Origin of the sequence: Neoakkermansia glycaniphila (genome assembly GCF_001683795.1) — a bacterium.
GTDB classification, from domain to species: domain Bacteria; phylum Verrucomicrobiota; class Verrucomicrobiia; order Verrucomicrobiales; family Akkermansiaceae; genus Akkermansia; species Akkermansia glycaniphila.
The window spans coordinates 174,582-193,441 of sequence record NZ_LIGX01000002.1; the positions used below are offsets into that span (position 1 = coordinate 174,582).

Annotated in this window: 17 protein-coding genes; 12 read left to right on the forward strand and 5 right to left on the reverse strand. The window is 60.2% G+C overall.

Annotated features, from left to right (window positions below):
• Positions 1 to 8: 8 nt before the first annotated feature.
• The 7 genes from AC781_RS01530 to AC781_RS01560 all read left to right on the forward strand — a co-directional run bounded on the left by AC781_RS01530 (position 9) and on the right by AC781_RS01560 (position 7,726).
• On the forward strand, positions 9 to 1,715 hold the full coding sequence (locus AC781_RS01530) for an ATP-binding cassette domain-containing protein (RefSeq protein WP_067772365.1): 1,707 nt from the start codon (positions 9 to 11) through the stop codon (positions 1,713 to 1,715).
• A complete protein-coding gene (locus AC781_RS01535; protein ID WP_067772368.1) occupies positions 1,712 to 2,845 on the forward strand; it encodes an ABC transporter permease in 1,134 nt (377 codons plus the stop codon). Before AC781_RS01530 ends, AC781_RS01535 begins: the two co-directional genes overlap by 4 nt.
• Positions 2,846 to 2,853: 8 nt before the next feature.
• The gene (locus AC781_RS01540) at positions 2,854 to 3,957 is read left to right on the forward strand and encodes an ABC transporter permease (RefSeq protein ID WP_067772370.1); all 1,104 of its coding nucleotides are present in this window, start codon (positions 2,854 to 2,856) and stop codon (positions 3,955 to 3,957) included.
• A gap of 27 nt (positions 3,958 to 3,984) precedes the next feature.
• Positions 3,985 to 4,485 carry a GNAT family N-acetyltransferase gene (locus tag AC781_RS01545; RefSeq protein ID WP_067772373.1) on the forward strand — a complete coding sequence of 167 codons (501 nt, stop codon included), beginning with the start codon at positions 3,985 to 3,987 and terminating at the stop codon, positions 4,483 to 4,485.
• A gap of 95 nt (positions 4,486 to 4,580) precedes the next feature.
• Positions 4,581 to 5,426 (forward strand): diaminopimelate epimerase, encoded by an 846-nt coding sequence (gene dapF, locus AC781_RS01550; protein ID WP_067772375.1) that lies wholly within the window; start codon positions 4,581 to 4,583, stop codon positions 5,424 to 5,426.
• A 3-nt stretch (positions 5,427 to 5,429) separates the two neighbouring features.
• Positions 5,430 to 6,077 (forward strand): shikimate kinase, encoded by a 648-nt coding sequence (locus tag AC781_RS01555; protein WP_083076366.1) that lies wholly within the window; start codon positions 5,430 to 5,432, stop codon positions 6,075 to 6,077.
• Between the two features lie 152 nt (positions 6,078 to 6,229).
• Positions 6,230 to 7,726, forward strand: coding sequence for a pyruvate carboxylase subunit B (locus AC781_RS01560; protein WP_067772378.1), 1,497 nt, complete (start codon positions 6,230 to 6,232; stop codon positions 7,724 to 7,726).
• 141 nt (positions 7,727 to 7,867) lie between these two features.
• Here the strand turns inward: AC781_RS01560 and AC781_RS01565 are convergent, their stop codons facing one another.
• The 4 genes from AC781_RS01565 to AC781_RS01580 form a co-directional block, all read right to left on the reverse strand.
• Entirely contained in the window at positions 7,868 to 8,827 is a 960-nt protein-coding gene (locus AC781_RS01565; protein ID WP_067772381.1) for a TraB/GumN family protein, read from the reverse strand.
• 77 nt (positions 8,828 to 8,904) lie between these two features.
• Positions 8,905 to 9,873 carry a TraB/GumN family protein gene (locus AC781_RS01570; RefSeq protein WP_141675675.1) on the reverse strand — a complete coding sequence of 323 codons (969 nt, stop codon included), beginning with the start codon at positions 9,871 to 9,873 and terminating at the stop codon, positions 8,905 to 8,907.
• A 73-nt stretch (positions 9,874 to 9,946) separates the two neighbouring features.
• Positions 9,947 to 10,888 carry a hypothetical protein gene (locus AC781_RS01575; protein ID WP_067772387.1) on the reverse strand — a complete coding sequence of 314 codons (942 nt, stop codon included), beginning with the start codon at positions 10,886 to 10,888 and terminating at the stop codon, positions 9,947 to 9,949.
• A 67-nt stretch (positions 10,889 to 10,955) separates the two neighbouring features.
• Complete coding sequence (locus AC781_RS01580; RefSeq protein ID WP_067772390.1) at positions 10,956 to 11,981, reverse strand: endonuclease/exonuclease/phosphatase family protein; 1,026 nt, start codon at positions 11,979 to 11,981, stop codon at positions 10,956 to 10,958.
• 91 nt (positions 11,982 to 12,072) lie between these two features.
• Between AC781_RS01580 and AC781_RS01585 the strand changes: the two genes are divergently transcribed.
• The 4 genes from AC781_RS01585 (at position 12,073) to AC781_RS01605 (ending at position 14,863) form a co-directional block, all read left to right on the forward strand.
• Positions 12,073 to 12,918 carry a hypothetical protein gene (locus AC781_RS01585; protein WP_067772393.1) on the forward strand — a complete coding sequence of 282 codons (846 nt, stop codon included), beginning with the start codon at positions 12,073 to 12,075 and terminating at the stop codon, positions 12,916 to 12,918.
• Positions 12,919 to 13,137: 219 nt separating this feature from the next.
• Positions 13,138 to 13,611 carry a MarR family transcriptional regulator gene (locus AC781_RS01595; protein ID WP_067772403.1) on the forward strand — a complete coding sequence of 158 codons (474 nt, stop codon included), beginning with the start codon at positions 13,138 to 13,140 and terminating at the stop codon, positions 13,609 to 13,611.
• A 12-nt stretch (positions 13,612 to 13,623) separates the two neighbouring features.
• Complete coding sequence (locus AC781_RS01600) at positions 13,624 to 14,289, forward strand: purine nucleoside phosphorylase YfiH/LACC1 family protein (protein WP_067772405.1); 666 nt, start codon at positions 13,624 to 13,626, stop codon at positions 14,287 to 14,289.
• 7 nt (positions 14,290 to 14,296) lie between these two features.
• Complete coding sequence (locus tag AC781_RS01605) at positions 14,297 to 14,863, forward strand: 5-formyltetrahydrofolate cyclo-ligase (RefSeq protein WP_067772407.1); 567 nt, start codon at positions 14,297 to 14,299, stop codon at positions 14,861 to 14,863.
• A gap of 248 nt (positions 14,864 to 15,111) precedes the next feature.
• Here the strand turns inward: AC781_RS01605 and AC781_RS14180 are convergent, their stop codons facing one another.
• On the reverse strand, positions 15,112 to 15,717 hold the full coding sequence (locus AC781_RS14180) for a hypothetical protein (protein WP_218107246.1): 606 nt from the start codon (positions 15,715 to 15,717) through the stop codon (positions 15,112 to 15,114).
• Between the two features lie 8 nt (positions 15,718 to 15,725).
• Here AC781_RS14180 and galB point away from each other — a divergent pair, with 8 nt between their 5' ends.
• Positions 15,726 to 18,815: a beta-galactosidase GalB gene (galB, locus tag AC781_RS01615; RefSeq protein WP_245741046.1), complete on the forward strand. Its 3,090-nt coding sequence runs from the start codon at positions 15,726 to 15,728 to the stop codon at positions 18,813 to 18,815.
• The last annotated feature ends 45 nt before the right edge of the window (positions 18,816 to 18,860 follow it).

Genomic DNA, 18,860 nt, shown 5'->3' on the forward strand with positions numbered 1-18,860 from the left:
CCATCCCCATGGACATTATCGAAACGGCAGACCTGGGCTACGTTTTCCCGGATGAAGCGCACCCGGCCCTGTCGGGCGTCGGCCTCACGGTATCCCGTGGCGAAGTGCTGGGCCTCGTCGGCCCGGACGGCGCGGGGAAAACCACTCTGATCCGGCTCCTCGCCGGCCTCTTCAAACCCTCCTCCGGCACGGTCCGCATCCTCGGCAGGGATCCCGTGCAGGACCATGCCCTGCTCAGTTCGAAAATCGGTTACATGCCGCAGAAATTCGGCCTCTACGAAGATCTCACCATCCGCGAAAACCTCGCCCTCTACGCCGACCTGCACAACGTACAGCCCGATGATGCCGCCGCACAGACACGGGAACTCCTGCGCACCGCCGGGCTCGAAGCCTTCACCGAACGCCCCGCCGGAAAACTCTCCGGCGGCATGAAACAGAAACTCGGCCTTGCCTGCGCCATGCTCGGCAACCCCGAAATCCTGCTGCTCGACGAACCGGGCGTCGGCGTCGATCCCCTCTCCCGCCGCGAACTCTGGGCCCTCGCCCGCCGGATGCGTGCGCAGGGCATCGCCATCGTCTGGGCCACCTCCTACCTCGACGAAGCTGCACAGTGCGACCGCGTCTGCATGGTTCACGAAGGCCGCATCCACTACCTCGGCAAGCCCGGCGACCTGCTCGGAAAGCTCGAAGGGCGCACCGTCTCCCTGACACCGCCGGAACAGAGCCGCATCTCCACCCTGCGGCGGCTCCAGGCACGGGAAGACGTGCTGGACGGCGTCATCGAAGGCAGCCGCATCCGCCTGCTCCTCCGCACCCCGTTCACCCCCGGCGGATGGACGGAAGAATTCCCGGACATCGGACTCGTGCGACCCACCTTCGAAGAAGCATTCATCGACCTGCTGGGGGGCGTCAAAAACCATCCCGCCACGCCCGCCATGGACAGCCGCTTTGCGGGTCGCGCACCGGACAAACCCGTCGTCATCGCCGAAAACCTGACGAAAACATTCGGAGACTTCGTCGCGGACGACCACCTGAACTTCCACGTCATGCCCGGAGAAATCTTCGGCCTCATCGGCCCCAACGGCGCGGGCAAAACCACCGCATTCCGCATGATGTGCGGCCTGCTCCGCCCCACGAGCGGACGCGCCGAAATCCTCGGCATCGACCTCCGCAAAGACGCGCGGCGCGCACGCCAGCAGATCGGCTACATGGCGCAGAAATTTTCCTTGTACGGCACCCTCTCCGTCCGGCAGAACCTCGTCTTCTTCTCCGGCATCTACGGCCTCTCCGGCGCCCGGCAGCAGGAAAAAATCGAAGAAGCCGTCCATGCCTTCGCTCTGGAGGAATACATCAACCATGATGCCGGAACCCTCCCGCTCGGCATCAAGCAGCGGCTCTCCCTCGCCTGCGCCGTCATGCACGGCCCCGCCTTCCTCTTCCTCGACGAACCGACCTCCGGCGTCGATCCCATCGCACGACGCGAATTCTGGGAACGCATCAACGCCATGTCGGAACAGGGCATCACCATCATCGTCACCACGCACTTCATGGACGAAGCCCAGTACATGCACCGCATGTGCATCATCGACCGGGGCAAAATCATCGCCATGGGTTCCCCCGAAGCCCTGAAAGCCTCCGCCGCCACGGAACGGCACCCCGATCCCACCATGGAACAGGCCTTCATCTCCCTCATCGAGAAAGGAGGCGGCGCGTGACCCCGCCCCGCATCTCATGGAGAAGGCTCCGCGCCCTCATCGTCAAGGAAAGCCGCCAGATCATGCGGGACCCCAGCAGCATCCTCCTCGCCGTCGTCCTACCCCTCATGATGATCTTCCTGTACGGCTACGGGCTGAACCTCGACACCACCGTCACCCGCATCGGCGTACTCATCGAAGACAACGGGGCGGACGGCTACCGCCTGTACGAACGCTTCACCGGCTCCCCCTCCTTCAAACCCACCCTGCTCAAGGACAGGGACACCATGATGAACCGCCTCGAAACGGGAGACCTCCAGGCAGGCATCGTCATCCCGAACGACTACTCCGCCCGGCTCCGCAGCGGCAGGCCGCCGCAGGTACAGCTTCTGGCCGACGGAGCGGAACCGAACAGCGCCACCTTCGTCGCCGCCTACGTACAAGGAGCCTATGCGCTCGAATACCAATCCATGCTCGACGAAGCAGGAACCAAACCGCCTCCCATGATCGAAGCCGTACCCAGCTACTGGTACAACCCGGAATGCATCAGCCGCTACAACCTCATTCCCGGCTCCATCTCCGTCATCATGTCCATGGTCGGGGCCATCCTCACTTCCCTCATCGTCGCCCGCGAATGGGAACGCGGCACCATGGAAGCCCTCCTCGCCTCCTCCGTCACCCGTACCGAATTCCTCCTCTCCAAAACCATCCCCTACTTCGGCCTCGGCCTCGTCTCCATGACCGTCTGCACCCTCGTGGCCACCTCCATCATGGGCGTACCCATGCGCGGCTCGTGGTGGCTGCTCTACCTGCTCACAGCCCTCTTCCTCGGCAGCGCGCTCGGCATGGGGCTCTTCCTCTCCACCACCCTGCGCAACCAATTCAATGCAGCGCAGGCAGCCCTGCTCACCGCCCTACTGCCCAACATGCTCCTCTCCGGCTTCATCTTCGAAATCACCAGCATGCCCTGGGCCATCCGCACCGCCACTTACCTCCTGCCCGCCCGCTACTTCGTCAACGCACTGCAAACCCACTTCCAGGCGGGCAACATCGCCTACATACTCTGCATCAACATCATCTTCCTCCTCCTCGCCACCGTCTTCTGGATCGGACTCACTGCCCGGTACACGAAAAAACGACTCGACGACTGACCAAAATCATGTTCCGCCGCCTCGCCACACTCATCGTCAAGGAACTCCAAAACCTCTTCCGGCACCCGCAGAGCGCCCGGATGCTCATCGTACCCGTCATCATCCAGCTCATCATCTTCCCGCTCGTAGCCACCATGGAAGTGAAAAACTGCACCCTCGGAATCTACAACGAAGATGCAGGAACCACCGCCAACGAACTCGTCCAGCGGCTCGCCGCCTCGCCGTACATGCACCGCGTCGAAACCTACTACAACGACGATGACGTACGGAACGCCCTCGACCGGCAGGACGTCATGCTCGTCGTCAAAATCCCGCCGGACTTCTCCGCCCGGCTCGCCCGGGGAGAAACGGCCCGGCTGCAAGGACTCATCGACGGACGACGCTCCAACTCCGCCCAGATCGCCTTCGGCTACGTCAACACCATCATTCAGAACATGAATGCCGAACTGGTGCCGAACCTCCCCATCGCCACCGCCATCGTCACCCGCAGCCTGTACAACCCCTCCCTCGAATACCGCTGGTTCATCCTGCCCGGCCTCGTCGCCCTCATCTCCTCCATGTCCTGCCTCATGATCACCACCCTCTCCCTCGCACGGGAAAAGGAAGAAGGCACCTACGAACAGCTCCTCGTCACCCCCCTCTCCATCTTCCAGATCATGATCGGCAAAACCGTACCCGCCATCATCGTTGCACTGGCGCAGGGCACCATCATCACCATCGGCGCGGTCTGGCTCTACGGCGTACCGTTCGACGGCTCGCTGGCCGTCATGTACGGAGCCATGCTCCTGTTCGCCCTCGCCATGAGCGGCATCGGCATCTTCATCTCCTCCCTCTGCAACACCCAGCAGCAGGCCTTCATCGGCACCTTCTGCTTCCTCGTGCCCGCCATCGTCATCTCCGGGCTCCTCTCCCCCGTGGCGAACATGCCCGCCTTCCTCCAGCACTGCACCCAGTGGAACCCGCTCACGCACATCATCCACATCGTCCAGGGAATCTTCCTGAAAGGCTACGGCCTCGAACAAATCGGCATGCAATTGCGCCAGCTTGCGCTCATCGCCTGCATCACCCTGAGCATCTCCTACCTCGTCATGAAAAAACAGAGCGGCACCTGAACGATCAACCTCCTCACATCCTCCGCCATGCCAATACGACACGCCACCGCAGCAGACCTTCCCGCCATCATGCACATCGTGCGCGAAACGATAGCCATCATGCACGAAAGCGGCAACGACCAGTGGGATCACACCTACCCCACCCCCGGCGACTTCCTGCAAGACATCGCCTCCGGCACACTCCATGTAGACGCCGCCGAAACCGGCTCCCTCAGAGGCTTTGCCTGCATCAATTCCTGCGAACCGGAAGAATATGCCCCTCTGCCATGGCAAACCGATCCCCCGTCCCTCGTCATCCACCGCATGGCCGTATCTCCGGCCTTCCGCCGCGAAGGTATCGGCAAAGCACTTCTCGACTTCGCCGAAACCAAAGCCTCGGAGGCAACCGCCCGCTCCCTCAAAACCGACACCCACACCGCCAACCCGTCGATGAACGCCCTGCTTCAGGCATGCGGCTACCGCCCCGTCGGCCGCATCCGGTTCAAAGGAAAAGCCAAACCTTTCATCTGCTACGAAAAGAACCTGTAACACACATCAATCACAAAAAACAAAGCATCAACATCGTATCACATAACAACACTCACAGCTTGCCATCCGGAGCATTGATGGTATAATAAGCAATCATGCTTCTCCACTTCTACAAAATGACGGGGGCGGGTAACGACTTCGTCATGGTCGACAACCGCGATCTCTCTCTCACGCCGCACCTTGATGCGGAAACCATTGAAGCGCTCTGCAACCGCCGCTTCGGCATCGGAGCAGACGGCCTGCTCGCCGTCGAACCCTCCCGGGGCCAGGGCGACTACCGCATGCGCTACTACAACGCCGACGGCAGCGAAGCCGACATGTGCGGCAACGGAGCCAGATGTTTCGCCGCATTCGCTTCCGCCCTGACGGACGGCGACCTCGGCGACATCAGCTTTGAAACCGCCGCAGGCCTCATACGCGCCCGCTTCGAAGACGACGGCAACATCACCATCAGCCTCACCACGCCGAAAGACCTGCAAATCAACGTCCTTCCGGCCGACGACACCGTACTGGCACCCGTCCACTTCATCAACACGGGCGTACCTCATGCCGTCGTCTTCCTCCCTTCCGTGGAAGATCTCGACATCGTGGAGGCAGGCTCCTACCTCCGGTACCACAAGGCATTCTCGCCCGCCGGCACCAATGCCAACTTCGCAGCCATCCTCAACCCGCAGCACCTCCAGATCCGAACCTACGAACGCGGCATCGAAGACGAAACGCTCGCCTGCGGCACCGGAATGACCGCCACCGCCCTGCTCCACGCAGCCCTGACCGATGCCCCTTCCCCCATCAAGCTCGACGTCGCCGGAGGCGACACGCTCTCCATCGGCTTCAAACGGGACGGACTCAACTTCACCGATGTGACCCTGACCGGCCCGGCGCTGTTCGTCTTCGAAGGCGACATCGAATTGACCGGAGAAATAGAGCTCGAACAACATTGAGCCATGAGTATCCAAACCTGCCCGGGGGACGGGACAATCTCCCTGCCCGCGGGGTGCCTCAGCCACTTCACCATGTCACCATCAGGAAGCCATAACCGCCATCGGCACATCATCCTCATCGGGCTCATGGGCTGCGGCAAAACGACCGTAGGCCGTGAACTGAGCAAACTGAGAGGCACCCCCTTTCTGGATACCGACTTCGTCATCGAAGAACAACTCGGCAGAAACATCGCAGACATATTCAGCGACGAAGGCGAAGACTACTTCCGCAAACTCGAGACCACCCTCCTGCGCTACCTCGTTCAGGAAAAAACGGATGCATCCTACATCATCTCCACGGGTGGAGGCATCGTCATCCGCCCGGAAAACCGCACCCTCCTGCGGCAGCTCGGATACAACGTCTGGCTCAATGTGGATGTACCCGTATTGATCCAGCGCACGGCACGGGCCAACAACCGGCCTCTCCTGCACAACGTCGACCCGGCGGAACGCCTCAAAACGCTCTTCGCCACGCGCCGCCCCATGTACGAAGAAACGGCGCACGACCAGTTCGACACCTCTGCTCTCGAACTTCACGAAGTGGCCCGCATGATCAATCAGGGCGCCGAACGGCACTTCTCGCGTCCCGACACGGGACGACCGGAAGAATAAAACCGGCACGTCACTGCCTCCAATCTATTTATTAGAACAATTCCAAAAATATCGGTGACAATCGACCGAAACAGCTTGACTCAGCATATCCTGATAGTATATGCTGAGTGCAGAAGAAAAAGCCCTCAAGGCGAATTTTCAATCCTGATTATATGAAACCAGTTACATTCAACTGCACAGTACTCCGCGACGGCCACCAGTCCTTGGCCGCGACCCGCATGTCCACCGAGCAGATGCTCCCCATTGCCCCCATTCTCGACGGCATGGGCTTCAGCGCGCTTGAAACCTGGGGCGGAGCCACCATCGACGCAGGCCTTCGCTTCCTTGGAGAACTTCCCTTCGACCGACTCGACGCCTTGAAGAAAGCAGCCCCCAAAACTCCGCACATGATGCTCCTGCGCGGCCAGAACATGGTGGGCTACACCAACTATGCCGACGACGTCGTCGAAGCATTCATCAAGTGCAGCGTCAAGCACGGCATGAACATCTTCCGCATCTTTGACTGCCTCAACGACCCGCGCAACATGGAAACCTCCATCCGCGCCGCCAAGGCCGCCGGGGCGCAGGCACACGGCACCATCTGCTACACCACCTCCCCCGTCCACAACGTCGAAAGCTTCGTCGAACTCGGCAAGCAAATCGCCGCCATGGGAGCCGATGCCATCGTCCTGAAAGACATGGCAGGCCTCATCCCGCCCAGCGAAACCTTCGCCATCGTCGACGGACTTCGCAAAGCCGTCGACATCCCCGTGTGGATCCACACCCACGACACCGCCGGACTCGGCGCCTCCACCCTCATCGCCGGCATTGATGCCGGAGCCGGAGCTGTGGACGTCTCCATCGCCCCCTTTGCCAACGGCACTGGCCAGCCGGACTGCCTCCGCATGCTCGCACTCCTCAAGGGCAACCCCCGCTGCCCCGAATACGACGCGGAAAAACTCGTTGAAGTGCAGGCCATGCTCCAGCCCATCTACGAAAGCCTCAGCAAATTCACCTCCCACAAAAATGAAGTGGTGGACTCCGACACGCTGCGCTACCAGGTACCCGGAGGCATGCTCTCGAACTTCCGCACCCAGCTTCAGGAACAGGGCATGAGCGACAAATTCGACGAAGTATTCGCCGAAATCCCCGTCGTCCGCAAAGCTCTCGGCTGGATCCCGCTCGTCACCCCGACCTCGCAGATCGTCGGCGTACAGGCCATGATGAACGTCAAATTCGGCCGTTGGAAGAATATCACCCCGCAGGCTGCCGACATCGCCCTCGGCTACTACGGCCACACCCCGGCTCCCGTCGACCCCGACGTGCAGAAACTCTGCGCCGAAAAAATGGGCAAGGAACCGATCACCTGCCGCCCGGCCGACCTCATCAAGCCCGGCATGGAAGACCTCCGCGCCAAACTCGCCGCCAAGGGACTCCCCACCGACGACGAAACATGTGTCATCTACGCCATGTTCCCGCAGCAGCTTGAAGACTACTACAACCCGAACAAGCCGAAACCCGAAGCGCCCACGGCCAAGCCCGCCCCCGCTCCGGCCTCCATCGCTTCCATTCCGGTCACCACCGCAGGATGCTCCGCCATCATCAACGGCAACAAGATGACGCTCAACATCGGCGGCCAGACGCACGAAATCGTCGTTCAGGAACTCTGATCGCCTTCGTCCATCCCTTCACGCAAAGCCCCTGCCCGGTTCGCCCGGCGCAGGGGCTTTACGCATCTTCCCCGCGGCAGGCACATCAAAAAAGCCGCTCCCTCTTCCGGAAGCGGCTCATGAAAAAAACATCTTCAGGCGTCAAGGCTTGGCGTCCGTATCCCAGGCCGTCATCCACTCCACCTTGTCCAGCTTGAACCCGCGGTCCAAAAGCATCTTGTGCATACCCGGCAGGTGAGATGCTCCGTAAAAAATAGCCACGCGGTTATTCCCCGGCTCCTTCATCACGGCATCGAACACCTCGAAACACTTCTCATTGCGCCCGGTAAGAATCACCGAATCCGTCATGGACTCCTTCTCCTCCTCGGAAGCCATCACCTTGATCAGCTCCGAACGCAGAAAACGCGTATCCTTCCTCAACAGGGCCGCCACGAAAAGCACCGGATCCGGCTCGTACGCAGGCTTCTCTTCATCGTCCGACATGAAATCCATCAGCATGAACTTCACGAACGACTCGCCCTTCTTCTCCATGGCCGACTTCAACTCCTTCAACGACATATCCGCGTGCACGAAAATGCCCGCACTCATGTAATCAATGGCTTCCGACTGCGTCGCCAAACCGAGCATTCCCGCAAGCGCATCGTAATAAGGCTCGAGCAACCCCATCAGAAAATACTTGCGGGCGCTCTCCTGCTGCCTGTTCATGATATCCTGCAGCTCCTTCATCTCCGGCAGGGAAAGCCCCTCGCCGTTCTCCACCTTCTGCATCAGGGCCGCACAGCGGGGAATATCCTCACCGCCCACCATCTCGAAAAAAACTTTGTCGTAATCGTAAAACAGCTCATTCAGATGATCGTAGTACTTCTTGTCCGCAAGATGAACCGCGCCGAGAAGCTCGACCTGCCTGCCATCCGGCCCCGTATAGAACGCATGCGGCATCTGGAGCAGCATCCTGCCCTCGCCGCGATCGACCACCTTCAGCCCCTTCTCGACATAGGCATCCGTATCGGCATCCTGTCCGGCATACAGGGACCCGCCGCACAACACGGCAAAAGCACCCAGCCCGAACAGCCATTTCTTCATCAAGGTAGATGTCAACATGGCACTATCGTGACACAACAACCGCAATCAAGGCAAACAAAAAGCCTGCCAGCCGCGCAAAAAACGGGGCAGCATCCTTACTTGGGCACCGTCTCCGTATCCCAGGCCACCAGCCATTCCACCTTGTCCAGCTTGAACCCGCGGTCCAGAAGCATCCGGTGCATACCCGGCAAATGGGCGGAACCGTAGAAAATACCGATATGCTTGTTCTCCTTGTCCTTATTCACCGAATCGAACACCTCGAAACACTTCTCGTTGCGTCCATCCAGAATCACCGACCATTTTTCTGCCTTGCCGCCTACCTCGGCCGAAGCCATCAGCTTAATCGCTTCCCCCTTCAAATAACGGTAATTTCCGCTCAACAAAGCTCCCGCCATACCCAGCAGATCGATATCCATACTGTCCCTCACCTTTTGACGATCGGACATCGACGTCACCTCGGACCATATCGATTGGCCGCGCTTCTCCAACTCCTGATCGAACTCCGCCGCCGTCATATCCGCATGCACAAACGTACTGTGCGCATAATAATCGATTCCGTCCTTCTGGGAAACCATGCCCAAGGCGCTCGCCATGGTCGCGTACATCGGCCCGAGCAGCTTCATGAGTACATTCTCGTCATCGCGCACTTTCTGTGCCTTGACGAGCATCTGCTCCATCTCCTTCTCCTCCTCGGCAGTCAGCATCCCGCCGCTCTTCAGTTTACGCTGCAATTCACCGATGCGGGGAATATCCTCGCCGCCCACCATCTCGAACAAAAGCTTGTCGCACTGCCCGAAAATCGCTTCCAAATCCTTGTAATACTGTTTCTCCCCCACATGCACCGCCCCGATCAGCTCGACCATCCTGCCATCCGGCCCCGTGTACACAGCACGCGGCGTCAGCAACTTGCGGCTCCCGTTGCCGAAATCCTGCACCAGAATCGACTTTTCGGGATAGACCTTTTCCTGTCCGGCATCGGCCGGAGCAGCAAACAACGCCCCGGCCATCATGCCGCTCAGGCAGCAAACAACTCCTAACTTCTTCCAAAAACCTGAAAATTTCATGTTGATGCATTATCGCACACCGTCGGCCCGCACGGCAACACCAAAACGCAGCAGCATGCCACCAACATTGCATTCAGGACACCGACACACGGAATTCGTACGGCTCCACGCGCCCCCTGTCGAGGCATCCCCATGTCCAGTAATACATCGCCTGCAAATCCGTCTGATCCAGATTGGCGAAAACGTGTGCCGCCTCCGCCCGATACCGGGGCACGGCAATCCGCCGCACGTGCATCTGCTCCACCAGCGCCAGAGCCTCCTCCCGTCCGGCGCGGAAAATCTCGTCCGCCCTCGGCAGCCTCTCCAGCAGCCCGTCCGGCAGCAGCCATTGGGAAATCCCGACACCGTACTGCGAAGCGCACAGGCGCAGCTCATCCTCTTCCTCCTGAGCCAGAGCCTCGCCCACCAGCACCAGCTCGCACTCCTGCGCCCACAACCCGGCGGACAAGGCGCGGAACAAAGCGCGGCGGTTACTCTCCTCGGCAAAAGACAGGCAAATGCTCCGGTACGAAAGCGGAGACTCTCCTGAATCCGCCCATGCCCGGCACACCTCCTCATTCATCACAAAGGCATCTTCCTCCCAATGCCCCTCGGACCATTGCACCGCCACGACATCGGGATGCAACCACGAAAAATCATCCTGCGAAGGGTACACGAACACGCCCAGCCCGGCCGTATCCAGCGACCTGACGACGAGGGCAAGCGCCTTGTGGTAACGATCGTACCCTTCCGCCTTGGAAGCCGCACCCGCCTCGAACAGAGGATGCAGGGAACGGGAATCGGCCTGTTGCTCCGCATCCTTGAAATAATACCCCTGTCCGTTCTCGACGCGCGCCAGACAGGAATCGGGATCCAGCACCATGAACGAAAAATGCGAACGGTAGGAACGGTCGGAATACTCGTCGCCCAGCACGGAGCGCACGAGGCGGATCAGCTCGGTGCCCTTGATGGCATGCTCGCTGTCCCGTGGAAGAAGGCCGGGCAGAATCTCCTGAAGTCGTGCGCGTAAACTCATCGTAGGCAGACATCATACAACAAACGGAAGGCGGCGTCAACCGCCGGAAGCGGCGAAACCGGCCTCTTCACCGGATATCCGTCCAAACCGGGCGGTGGTCGCTCGCCTTCCTCACAGAGGGAATATCCACCACGCCGGAACGGCTCCTGTCCCCCAGCCTCTCCTTCAACGCACGGTTCACGAAAATATGGTCGAACGTCTGGTACACATGTTCCGGCCTGTAATAAATCGTCCATGCCTCCCCGCGCGAATCCTTCGGATTCAGCCGCTCCATCGGGACGGACGACGAATTGCCCGAACCGAGCGTCCTCACGGCGGAATCGGCCGGACCGTCGTTGAAATCTCCGAACAGTACGACAGGCAGCCCCGGCTTGCTCCGCATCAGCCGGGCCAGATACAGGGCCACCGTCTCCGCCTCGCGCCTGCGAAGACTGGCGGCTGCCGCACGATCCTCCGACACCCGGGACTTCAAATGCACGCCCACAATGCGAAACAGGCGGCCGTCCTCCGGCTTCACCGTCACATCGAGAATCCCACGCAGCATCTGCCTCCGGTGATCCCCGTAAAGAGGATAATTCGCGCGGGAATCATCCGCCGCCAGAGGATGCGCGGACAACAAGGCCAAAGCCCTGTCCTCGCCGTCCCTCTCCAGCACCTTGGCATAAGGATAGGACATACCCCTCTTCTTCAACCGTGCAGACAAATCATTCAGCGCTTCCCTGCCCCCGACCTCCGCCAGGCCGATCACATCCGGCTTCACCGAAGCGATGCAATCCGCCACGGCATCCTTCGCCTCATCGGACTTCATCGAAACCGGGTACGAAGCGCGCCGCCTCTCGCCCGCTACGAAATAATTCTGCACATTATACATCATGAACCGCAGCGGCTTTCCGGCGGCAGGCACATCCACACGGCTGCCTTCCGGCCCCAAATCGTCCGAAGAATACTCGACGGCAGCCGGGGAAACCTTCGTATCCGAGGCATCGTTCGTACAATGCTCCCACAGCAGGGATGCAAGCCCCAGCAGAAGCAGCAAAAGAAGCTGGTCGGGCCGCAAGCGGCGGCGGCGGGAACGGCGGATGGCAGCACTCATGCGAACTCCGCCGAGCCTAGGGAAAGAGAGTCCGCGTGTCAACAATGAAGTTTGGGCTTGCCTTCCAAGGAGGAAAGTAATAGATAGGCGCATGGGACTTTTTCAAGATCAGACCGATTCGCTCTCCGAACTTCGCCGCCTTGCCGCTCTCGTCATGGACCCTGTCCGGCTGCATGAAATCGGAGCCTCCCAATGGCCCCTCGCCATGATCGCCTACGGCCTCACCACCTGCAACGACACGGACAAAGTTGAATACAGCCTCGGCATCTACCCCCACTTTGTCCGCTACACCCCAGCGCCGGAACGCCTCCGCTGCCTCTCCCAGCTCTCCCGCTTCATCGTCCAGCGCAAGGGCGACGGCTGGCGAGCCTTCCTCTGCTTCGCTCTGGCCGATCCCGATGCCTCCCTGCGGCGCCACGCCGCCTTCCTCATCGCCACCCTCGCCCCGCCTACTGCGGCGGAAAGATTCACCGGCATCGAAGAACTCTGCAACCTCCTTTCCATGCCCCTGCCGGAAACCGCCGAACCCCTTCCCTCACGCACGCCCCTGCTCGATTCTACCCTCAGCCTGAGCGACCTCCGCTTCCTGCCCGTCCTCCGCACCGTCATCAGCCAGGAAAACGAACAAACCCTCAGCACATGGCTTGCCGAGCTGGATGCCACGCCGAACGCCCTGAGCTGCGAATGGCTGCTCGACTGCCTTAAGGCCCATCCCGGCCTCCATGCGGACATCTGCGGCACACTCTGCCGCATCGCCCCCAAAGCCGAACAGATCGTCGACCTCATCCTCCCCGTACCCACCTGGCAATATGCTAAACCCGTTCCCCAGCCTCTGCACGGATGGACCCGCCCGGAATACTTCCAGCGCATGCTGCACCGCCTTGCCCCGCACATGGACGGCGACGAAATCGACCGCATCCGGAATGCCTGGAGCTGAAGAAAACCGTAAAAACACCCTGCTTTCCCTCATTTCGCATCTTTTTTGCAACATGGTGAAAAACAGGCATCATACAAGATATGGTACAGGTGCCGGCATAACCGCTGCCACATCCTTTGCCCCCTCCGTTTTCATTTCCGACTCTTTCGGAAAACCGAAAATTTTCGCCTTGCCTAATCATCAGGATTTCCGTAATATCCGACTCAAGGGAACCCCGACATGAAAGCTACGCGCACGCAAACAAAAGGAACACAAACAGCCCATGATGCACAGGTACTTGCCGACTTCATCCTGTTTTCCCAGCGTTCATGCATCCTCCGCCTTTCCGGCGAATTGAGCCAGGACAAAATCTCCTACCCCCAATTCTTCCTCCTCGCCTATCTCGCCAGTGAAGACTGCCTCTCCATGAGCAGCATCGCCAAGATGATGGGCCATTCCACCGCTGCATCCACCGGCATGGTGGACAAATTGCAGGAGCTCGGCCTCACCGCCCGCACGTCCGCCGTATCCGACCGCCGCAAAATCATGGTGCGCATCACCAAACAAGGCGCGGAACTCGTCGAACGCATGCGTGCCAACATCGCCCGCGATCTGGCCGACATCATGAGCAACGCCCCCGTCGACACGGAAGCGACCATTGCTCCCGCTGCCTCCGCCCTTTCCAGGAGCCAGCGCCATTTGACCCTTTCCTGAACACACACGCATATGAACACGCCTTCGTACCTTCGTGGTCTGAACGCATACCCCGAAAACTACGCCCAGTTCATCACCCGGATTCCCGGTATTGAAACGACGACGGACCGGGCGACAATGCTTTCACGCCTGCAACCCGAACATGACCGCATCCTCAGGGAAGACGGCATCAACCCCATCGACCTCCGACGCGCCCAGCAGGTGCATGGCAACAAAGTCGCCCTCGTCGGTGACATCGGCTGTTCCTACCCCGTCGAAGGCGTAGACGGCCTGCTCTGCTCCGGCGTCGCAGACTGCTGCCTCGGCATCTACGTGGCCGACTGCGCCGCAGTCTGGATCTACGACACCGTCACCGGCTCCCGCGCCCTGCTCCACTCCGGCAAGGTCGGCACGGAAAACAACATCGTCGCGTCCGCCATGCACGGCATGCGCAGCATGTTGAAAGTAAAGCCTGCCGACTGCATCGCCGTCATCTCCCCGTGCATCCGGCCGCCCCATTACGAAATGGACATCCCCGGCACCATCGCCTCGCAGCTTGAGGCATGCGGCATCCTCCCGGCCAACATCACGGATAGCGGGCTCGATACGGCTGCCGACCTCGAAACCTTCTACTCCTACCGCATGGAGCAAGGCAACACGGGCCGCATGCTTGCCCTGTTCGGCCGCCAATCCCGCTGAACCGGCCATGCCCGAAACCTCCACAGCCCTACTCAAACAGAAACTGAGGGGGGCTGTCCTCTCGCGGCTCAAAGCCCTACCGGACGAAACGCGCGCACACTATTCAGCCGACTTGCGAACCCGGCTCGCACCATTGCTGTCCGGCGACACCCCTTTGAACATCTGCCTCTTCGCACCGCTGGCACACGAGGTCGACCTCATGCCCCTGCTGAAGGATCATCCGCAGCACCGCTACCACTTCCCCCTGTGCCTGCCCGGGCGCAAACTCGCCTTCCACCTCGTCCGGAACCCGGTTGAAGACCTCGAGCCGGGCGTTCTCGGCATTCTCGCTCCGAAACCCGCTCTGCCGCTCCTCGCACCGGAGGCAGCCGACCTCATCATCGTGCCGGGAGTCGCCTTCACGAAAGACGGTAACCGCCTCGGCTATGGAGGCGGCTATTATGACCGCTATCTGCCTCTCTGCCGGCAGGCCCGGCTCGTCTCCACGGCCTTCCCCGAACAAATGCAGGACACCCTTCCGCACGACATCCACGACTGTACCATTCCCCTCATCCTCACGGCGGGCAAAAGGTAAAAAACGCAGGCCAAGGCATATCCATGCCTCGCACCTGCGCCTGATTCATCAAACTCTCACCGCCGGGCAGGTTTGCGCCCGAACACGTAAAGCAGCAGCAGGGAAAACGCCACGGCACACACCGAGGCCAATACCATCGACATCGTCGAACCGAACCATGAATCGAAACCCAATTCACGGAACCCTGCAATTCCCAGACAAATATTGAAAAGCAGGCAAACGGCCTTTACCAACACTTCTGAAAAATGTTATTGATTCAAGGCTTTGGTCAAAGCTTCGGAATCGTAAAAATTCTTCGTCTTCAATTCGGCCACCAGCTTGGCGTATTCGGCGGCCAGCTCATCCACGCGGGGAGTATAAACCTGTTCCACATGAACGTTTTCTTCTTCGGTCAGCTCCTTCGGCATCCCGTCCACGATCGCCTTCATTTCCTGCTTGCTCTTCACCAAAGATTCGGCAGCTGCATCGGCGGATGCCTTATCCTTGATATCCTCAAGGAGATCATTCACCCCCTGTTGCAGGGCAATCAGCTTCTTCATGGCGGCATCCGTCTTCGATTCTTCGGAAGCGGGCTGAACAACAGCGGCCGGAACAGAAGATTTGTCAGCGGAAGGTGTTGTTTCCTGGGCAGATGCAGCGCATGCAAACAACGCCAAACCTAAGGAAATAGGAAATATGGTTCGCATGCGCGCAGTGTACGGGGAAGCCCCCATACTGTCAACGTTTTTATGAAGAATAATCCTACTTTTTAGACGATCCTGCGGCATCATTTTGCCGAAACGGAAAATTCCCGGCAGTATCCCGTCTTCATGAGGCAAAACACACCTCGAAATGTGACAAAAACAGCGGATCATGACATCGCATGAAAGAAACCGCACCGAAGGCCAGTAAAGAGGAAGACATGTATTCCCGCCTCTCCCGCAGCATCCTCTGCCTGACGGCATTGACCGTCTCCCAGGCATTTGCCGACCCGTCCGGACCGGGTCGCACCGCGTCGTTCGACTACGGGTGGAAATTCTCGCGTTTCGGCACCATGCCGGACGGTTCCATCACCCCCGAACCCGGCGGAGCCGCAGGCAGTATCAGCGCCGACAGCTCGGAAAAGGCCAACCTGGCCGCCCACGCCATCGACGGAGACCCCGCCACGCGCTGGTGCGCCGCCGACGCCAGAGAAGGACACCACATCATTCTGGACATGGGAGCGGACGTCTCGCCGCAAACCGTCTCCATCGACTGGGAAAAGAAACTCGCCCACCGCTTTCTTCTCGAAGGCTCCGCCGACGGCAAGCAATGGACGGCCATCGCAGACAAACGGAACGGCAGCGGCAACGAAACCCGCGATACCGTCCCGGCAACAGGCAAACACCGATACTACAAACTCACCGTCTTCGGCACGGGCAACGGAAACTGGGCCAGCGTCCGCGAACTCATACTCGCCGATGCGGACGGCAAACGCATCGCCCCCCTCGTCCCGTCCGAAGAACAGGCCAAGGATCCCCGCTCGCCGCTCTTCAACGACGCGGCATGGCGTACCCTCGACCTCCCGCACGACTGGGGCATCGAAGGCCCCTTCCGCATGGACCTTCCCAATGAAACGGGCAAACTGCCGTGGGAAGGCATCGGCTGGTACCGCAAAACATGGAATGTACCCGCAGATGCACAGGGACGGCGCTTCTTCCTTGACTTCGACGGCGTCATGTCCAAACCTCAAGTCTACGTCAACGGCCAACTCGCCGGAGAATGGAAATACGGCTACACCTCCTTCCGCGTAGACATCACCCCCTTCCTCCGCTACGGGCAGCCGAACACCGTTGCCGTCCGCGTGGACAATCCGCCGGAATCCTCGCGCTGGTATCCCGGCGGCGGTATCTACCGCCACGTCTGGCTCACCGAAGCCGCCCCCGTCCACATCGGCCACTGGGGCATCTACCTGCGCACTCCTCAGGTATCCACGCAGCAGGCCACTGTCGACGTCGACACGACCGTGGCCAACACCACCGGAAAAACCGTCACCCCCGTCGTCGTACAGGAAATCCTGAAACCGATGCCGCGAGGCAACACATCCAGCCCCACGCAGGACAACATCCGGGATGCGACGGACGGCCTTCAGGTCGTCGCCCGGGCGGAATCCCAGGGGCAGCCGCTCGCCCCCGGCAAGGAAGGAATCGTCACCGGACGCCTGACTGTCGGCAACCCCACGCTTTGGGACACGGAAAACCCGCATCTCTACACCGTACGCACCACCGTCAAAATCGACGGCAAAACAGTCGACACCCGCTTGACACCCCTCGGCATACGCTCCATCGAATGGAGGCCCGACGGCTTTTACCTCAACGAACGGCGCGTCGAACTCAAGGGCGTCTGCCAGCACTCCGATCTCGGCCCGCTCGGCACCGCCGTCCACACCCGGGGACTGGAACGCCAGCTTGAAATCCTCAAGCAAATGGGAGCCAACTCCATCCGCATGACCCACAACCCGCCCGCACCGGAACTGCTCGACCTCTGCGACCGCCACGGCATCCTCGTCATCGACGAATTGTTCGACATGTGGCGCGAACTCAAAAAACCGAACGACTACCACCGGTATTTCAACGACTGGCACGAGCGCGACCTCATCCACCTCTGCCGCCGCGACCGCAACCACCCCTCCGTCATCCTGTGGAGCACTGGCAACGAAGTGCATGAACAGTACCATCGCAAACCGCAGCATCTCGAAACCTCCCGCCGCCTGACGGAACTCTTCCACCGGGAAGACCCCACGCGCAAAGTGGGCGTCGGATGCAGCATCCCCGAAGCAGGCTACAACGGCTTCGGCGACACCTTCGACGTGCTGGGCTACAACTACAAGCCATGGGAATACAAAAAATTCAGCCAAAAACGGCCCAACCAGCCTTTCTTCGGCAGTGAAACATCCTCCTGCGTCAGCTCGCGCGGCGAATACTTCTTCCCCGTCGACTGGGACAAATCCAAAGGCTTCTTCAACTTCCAGGTCAGCTCCTACGACCTCTACGCCCCGGGCTGGGCCAACCGCCCCGACATCGAATTCGCCGGGCAGGACGACTCCGCCAAAGTCGCGGGCGAATACGTCTGGACGGGCTTCGACTACCTCGGAGAACCCACTCCCTACAACCGCGACGCCACCAACGCCCTCAACTTCTCGTCGCCCACCGAACGCGAAGCCTACATGAAGAAACTTCAGGAACTCGGCCACCGCGCTCCCTCGCGCAGCTCCTATTTCGGCATCGTCGACCTCTGCGGATTCCCGAAAGACCGCTTCTTCCTCTATCAGGCGCGCTGGAAACACGAGCAGCCTGTCGCCCACATCCTGCCCCACTGGAATTGGGAAGAGCGCAAAGGCGAGCCCACCCCCGTCCACCTCTACACCAATGGGGATGAAGCCGAACTCTTCCTGAACGGCCAGTCCCTCGGCACCCGCAAAAAGGGCAAGGCGGACGACGACCGCTACCGCCTCGTGTGGAAAGACGTCAACTACCAGCCGGGAGAACTCAAAGCCGTCGTCAAAAAAGGAGGCAAACCCTGGGCAGAACAAACCGTCCGCACGACCGGAGAACCGCAGAAAATCGCCATGGAAGCAGACCGTTCCACCATCAGCGGCGACGGACGCGACCTCTCCTACCTCACCGTCACCATCCGGGACAAACGCGGCGACATCGTCCCGCGCTCCAAGAACGACCTGACCTTCCAAATCGACGGCCCGGCGGACATCGTCGGCATCTGCAACGGCGATGCCACCGATTTCACCACCATGTCCAACCCGGAGAAAAAGACAACCATGCACATCAAAGCATACAACGGCATGGCGCAGGTCATCCTCCGATCCAGGCGGAACGCCTCCGGGCAAGCCACCCTCACCGTCTCGTCGCCGGGACTGGAAGGAGCAAAAACAGACATCCGCATCACTCCGGACAACGAAGGGCGGCAAAACCGCTGACGCCACGCGGCAGCACTCATTTCCCGGCGGGCCGTAGGCAACTGC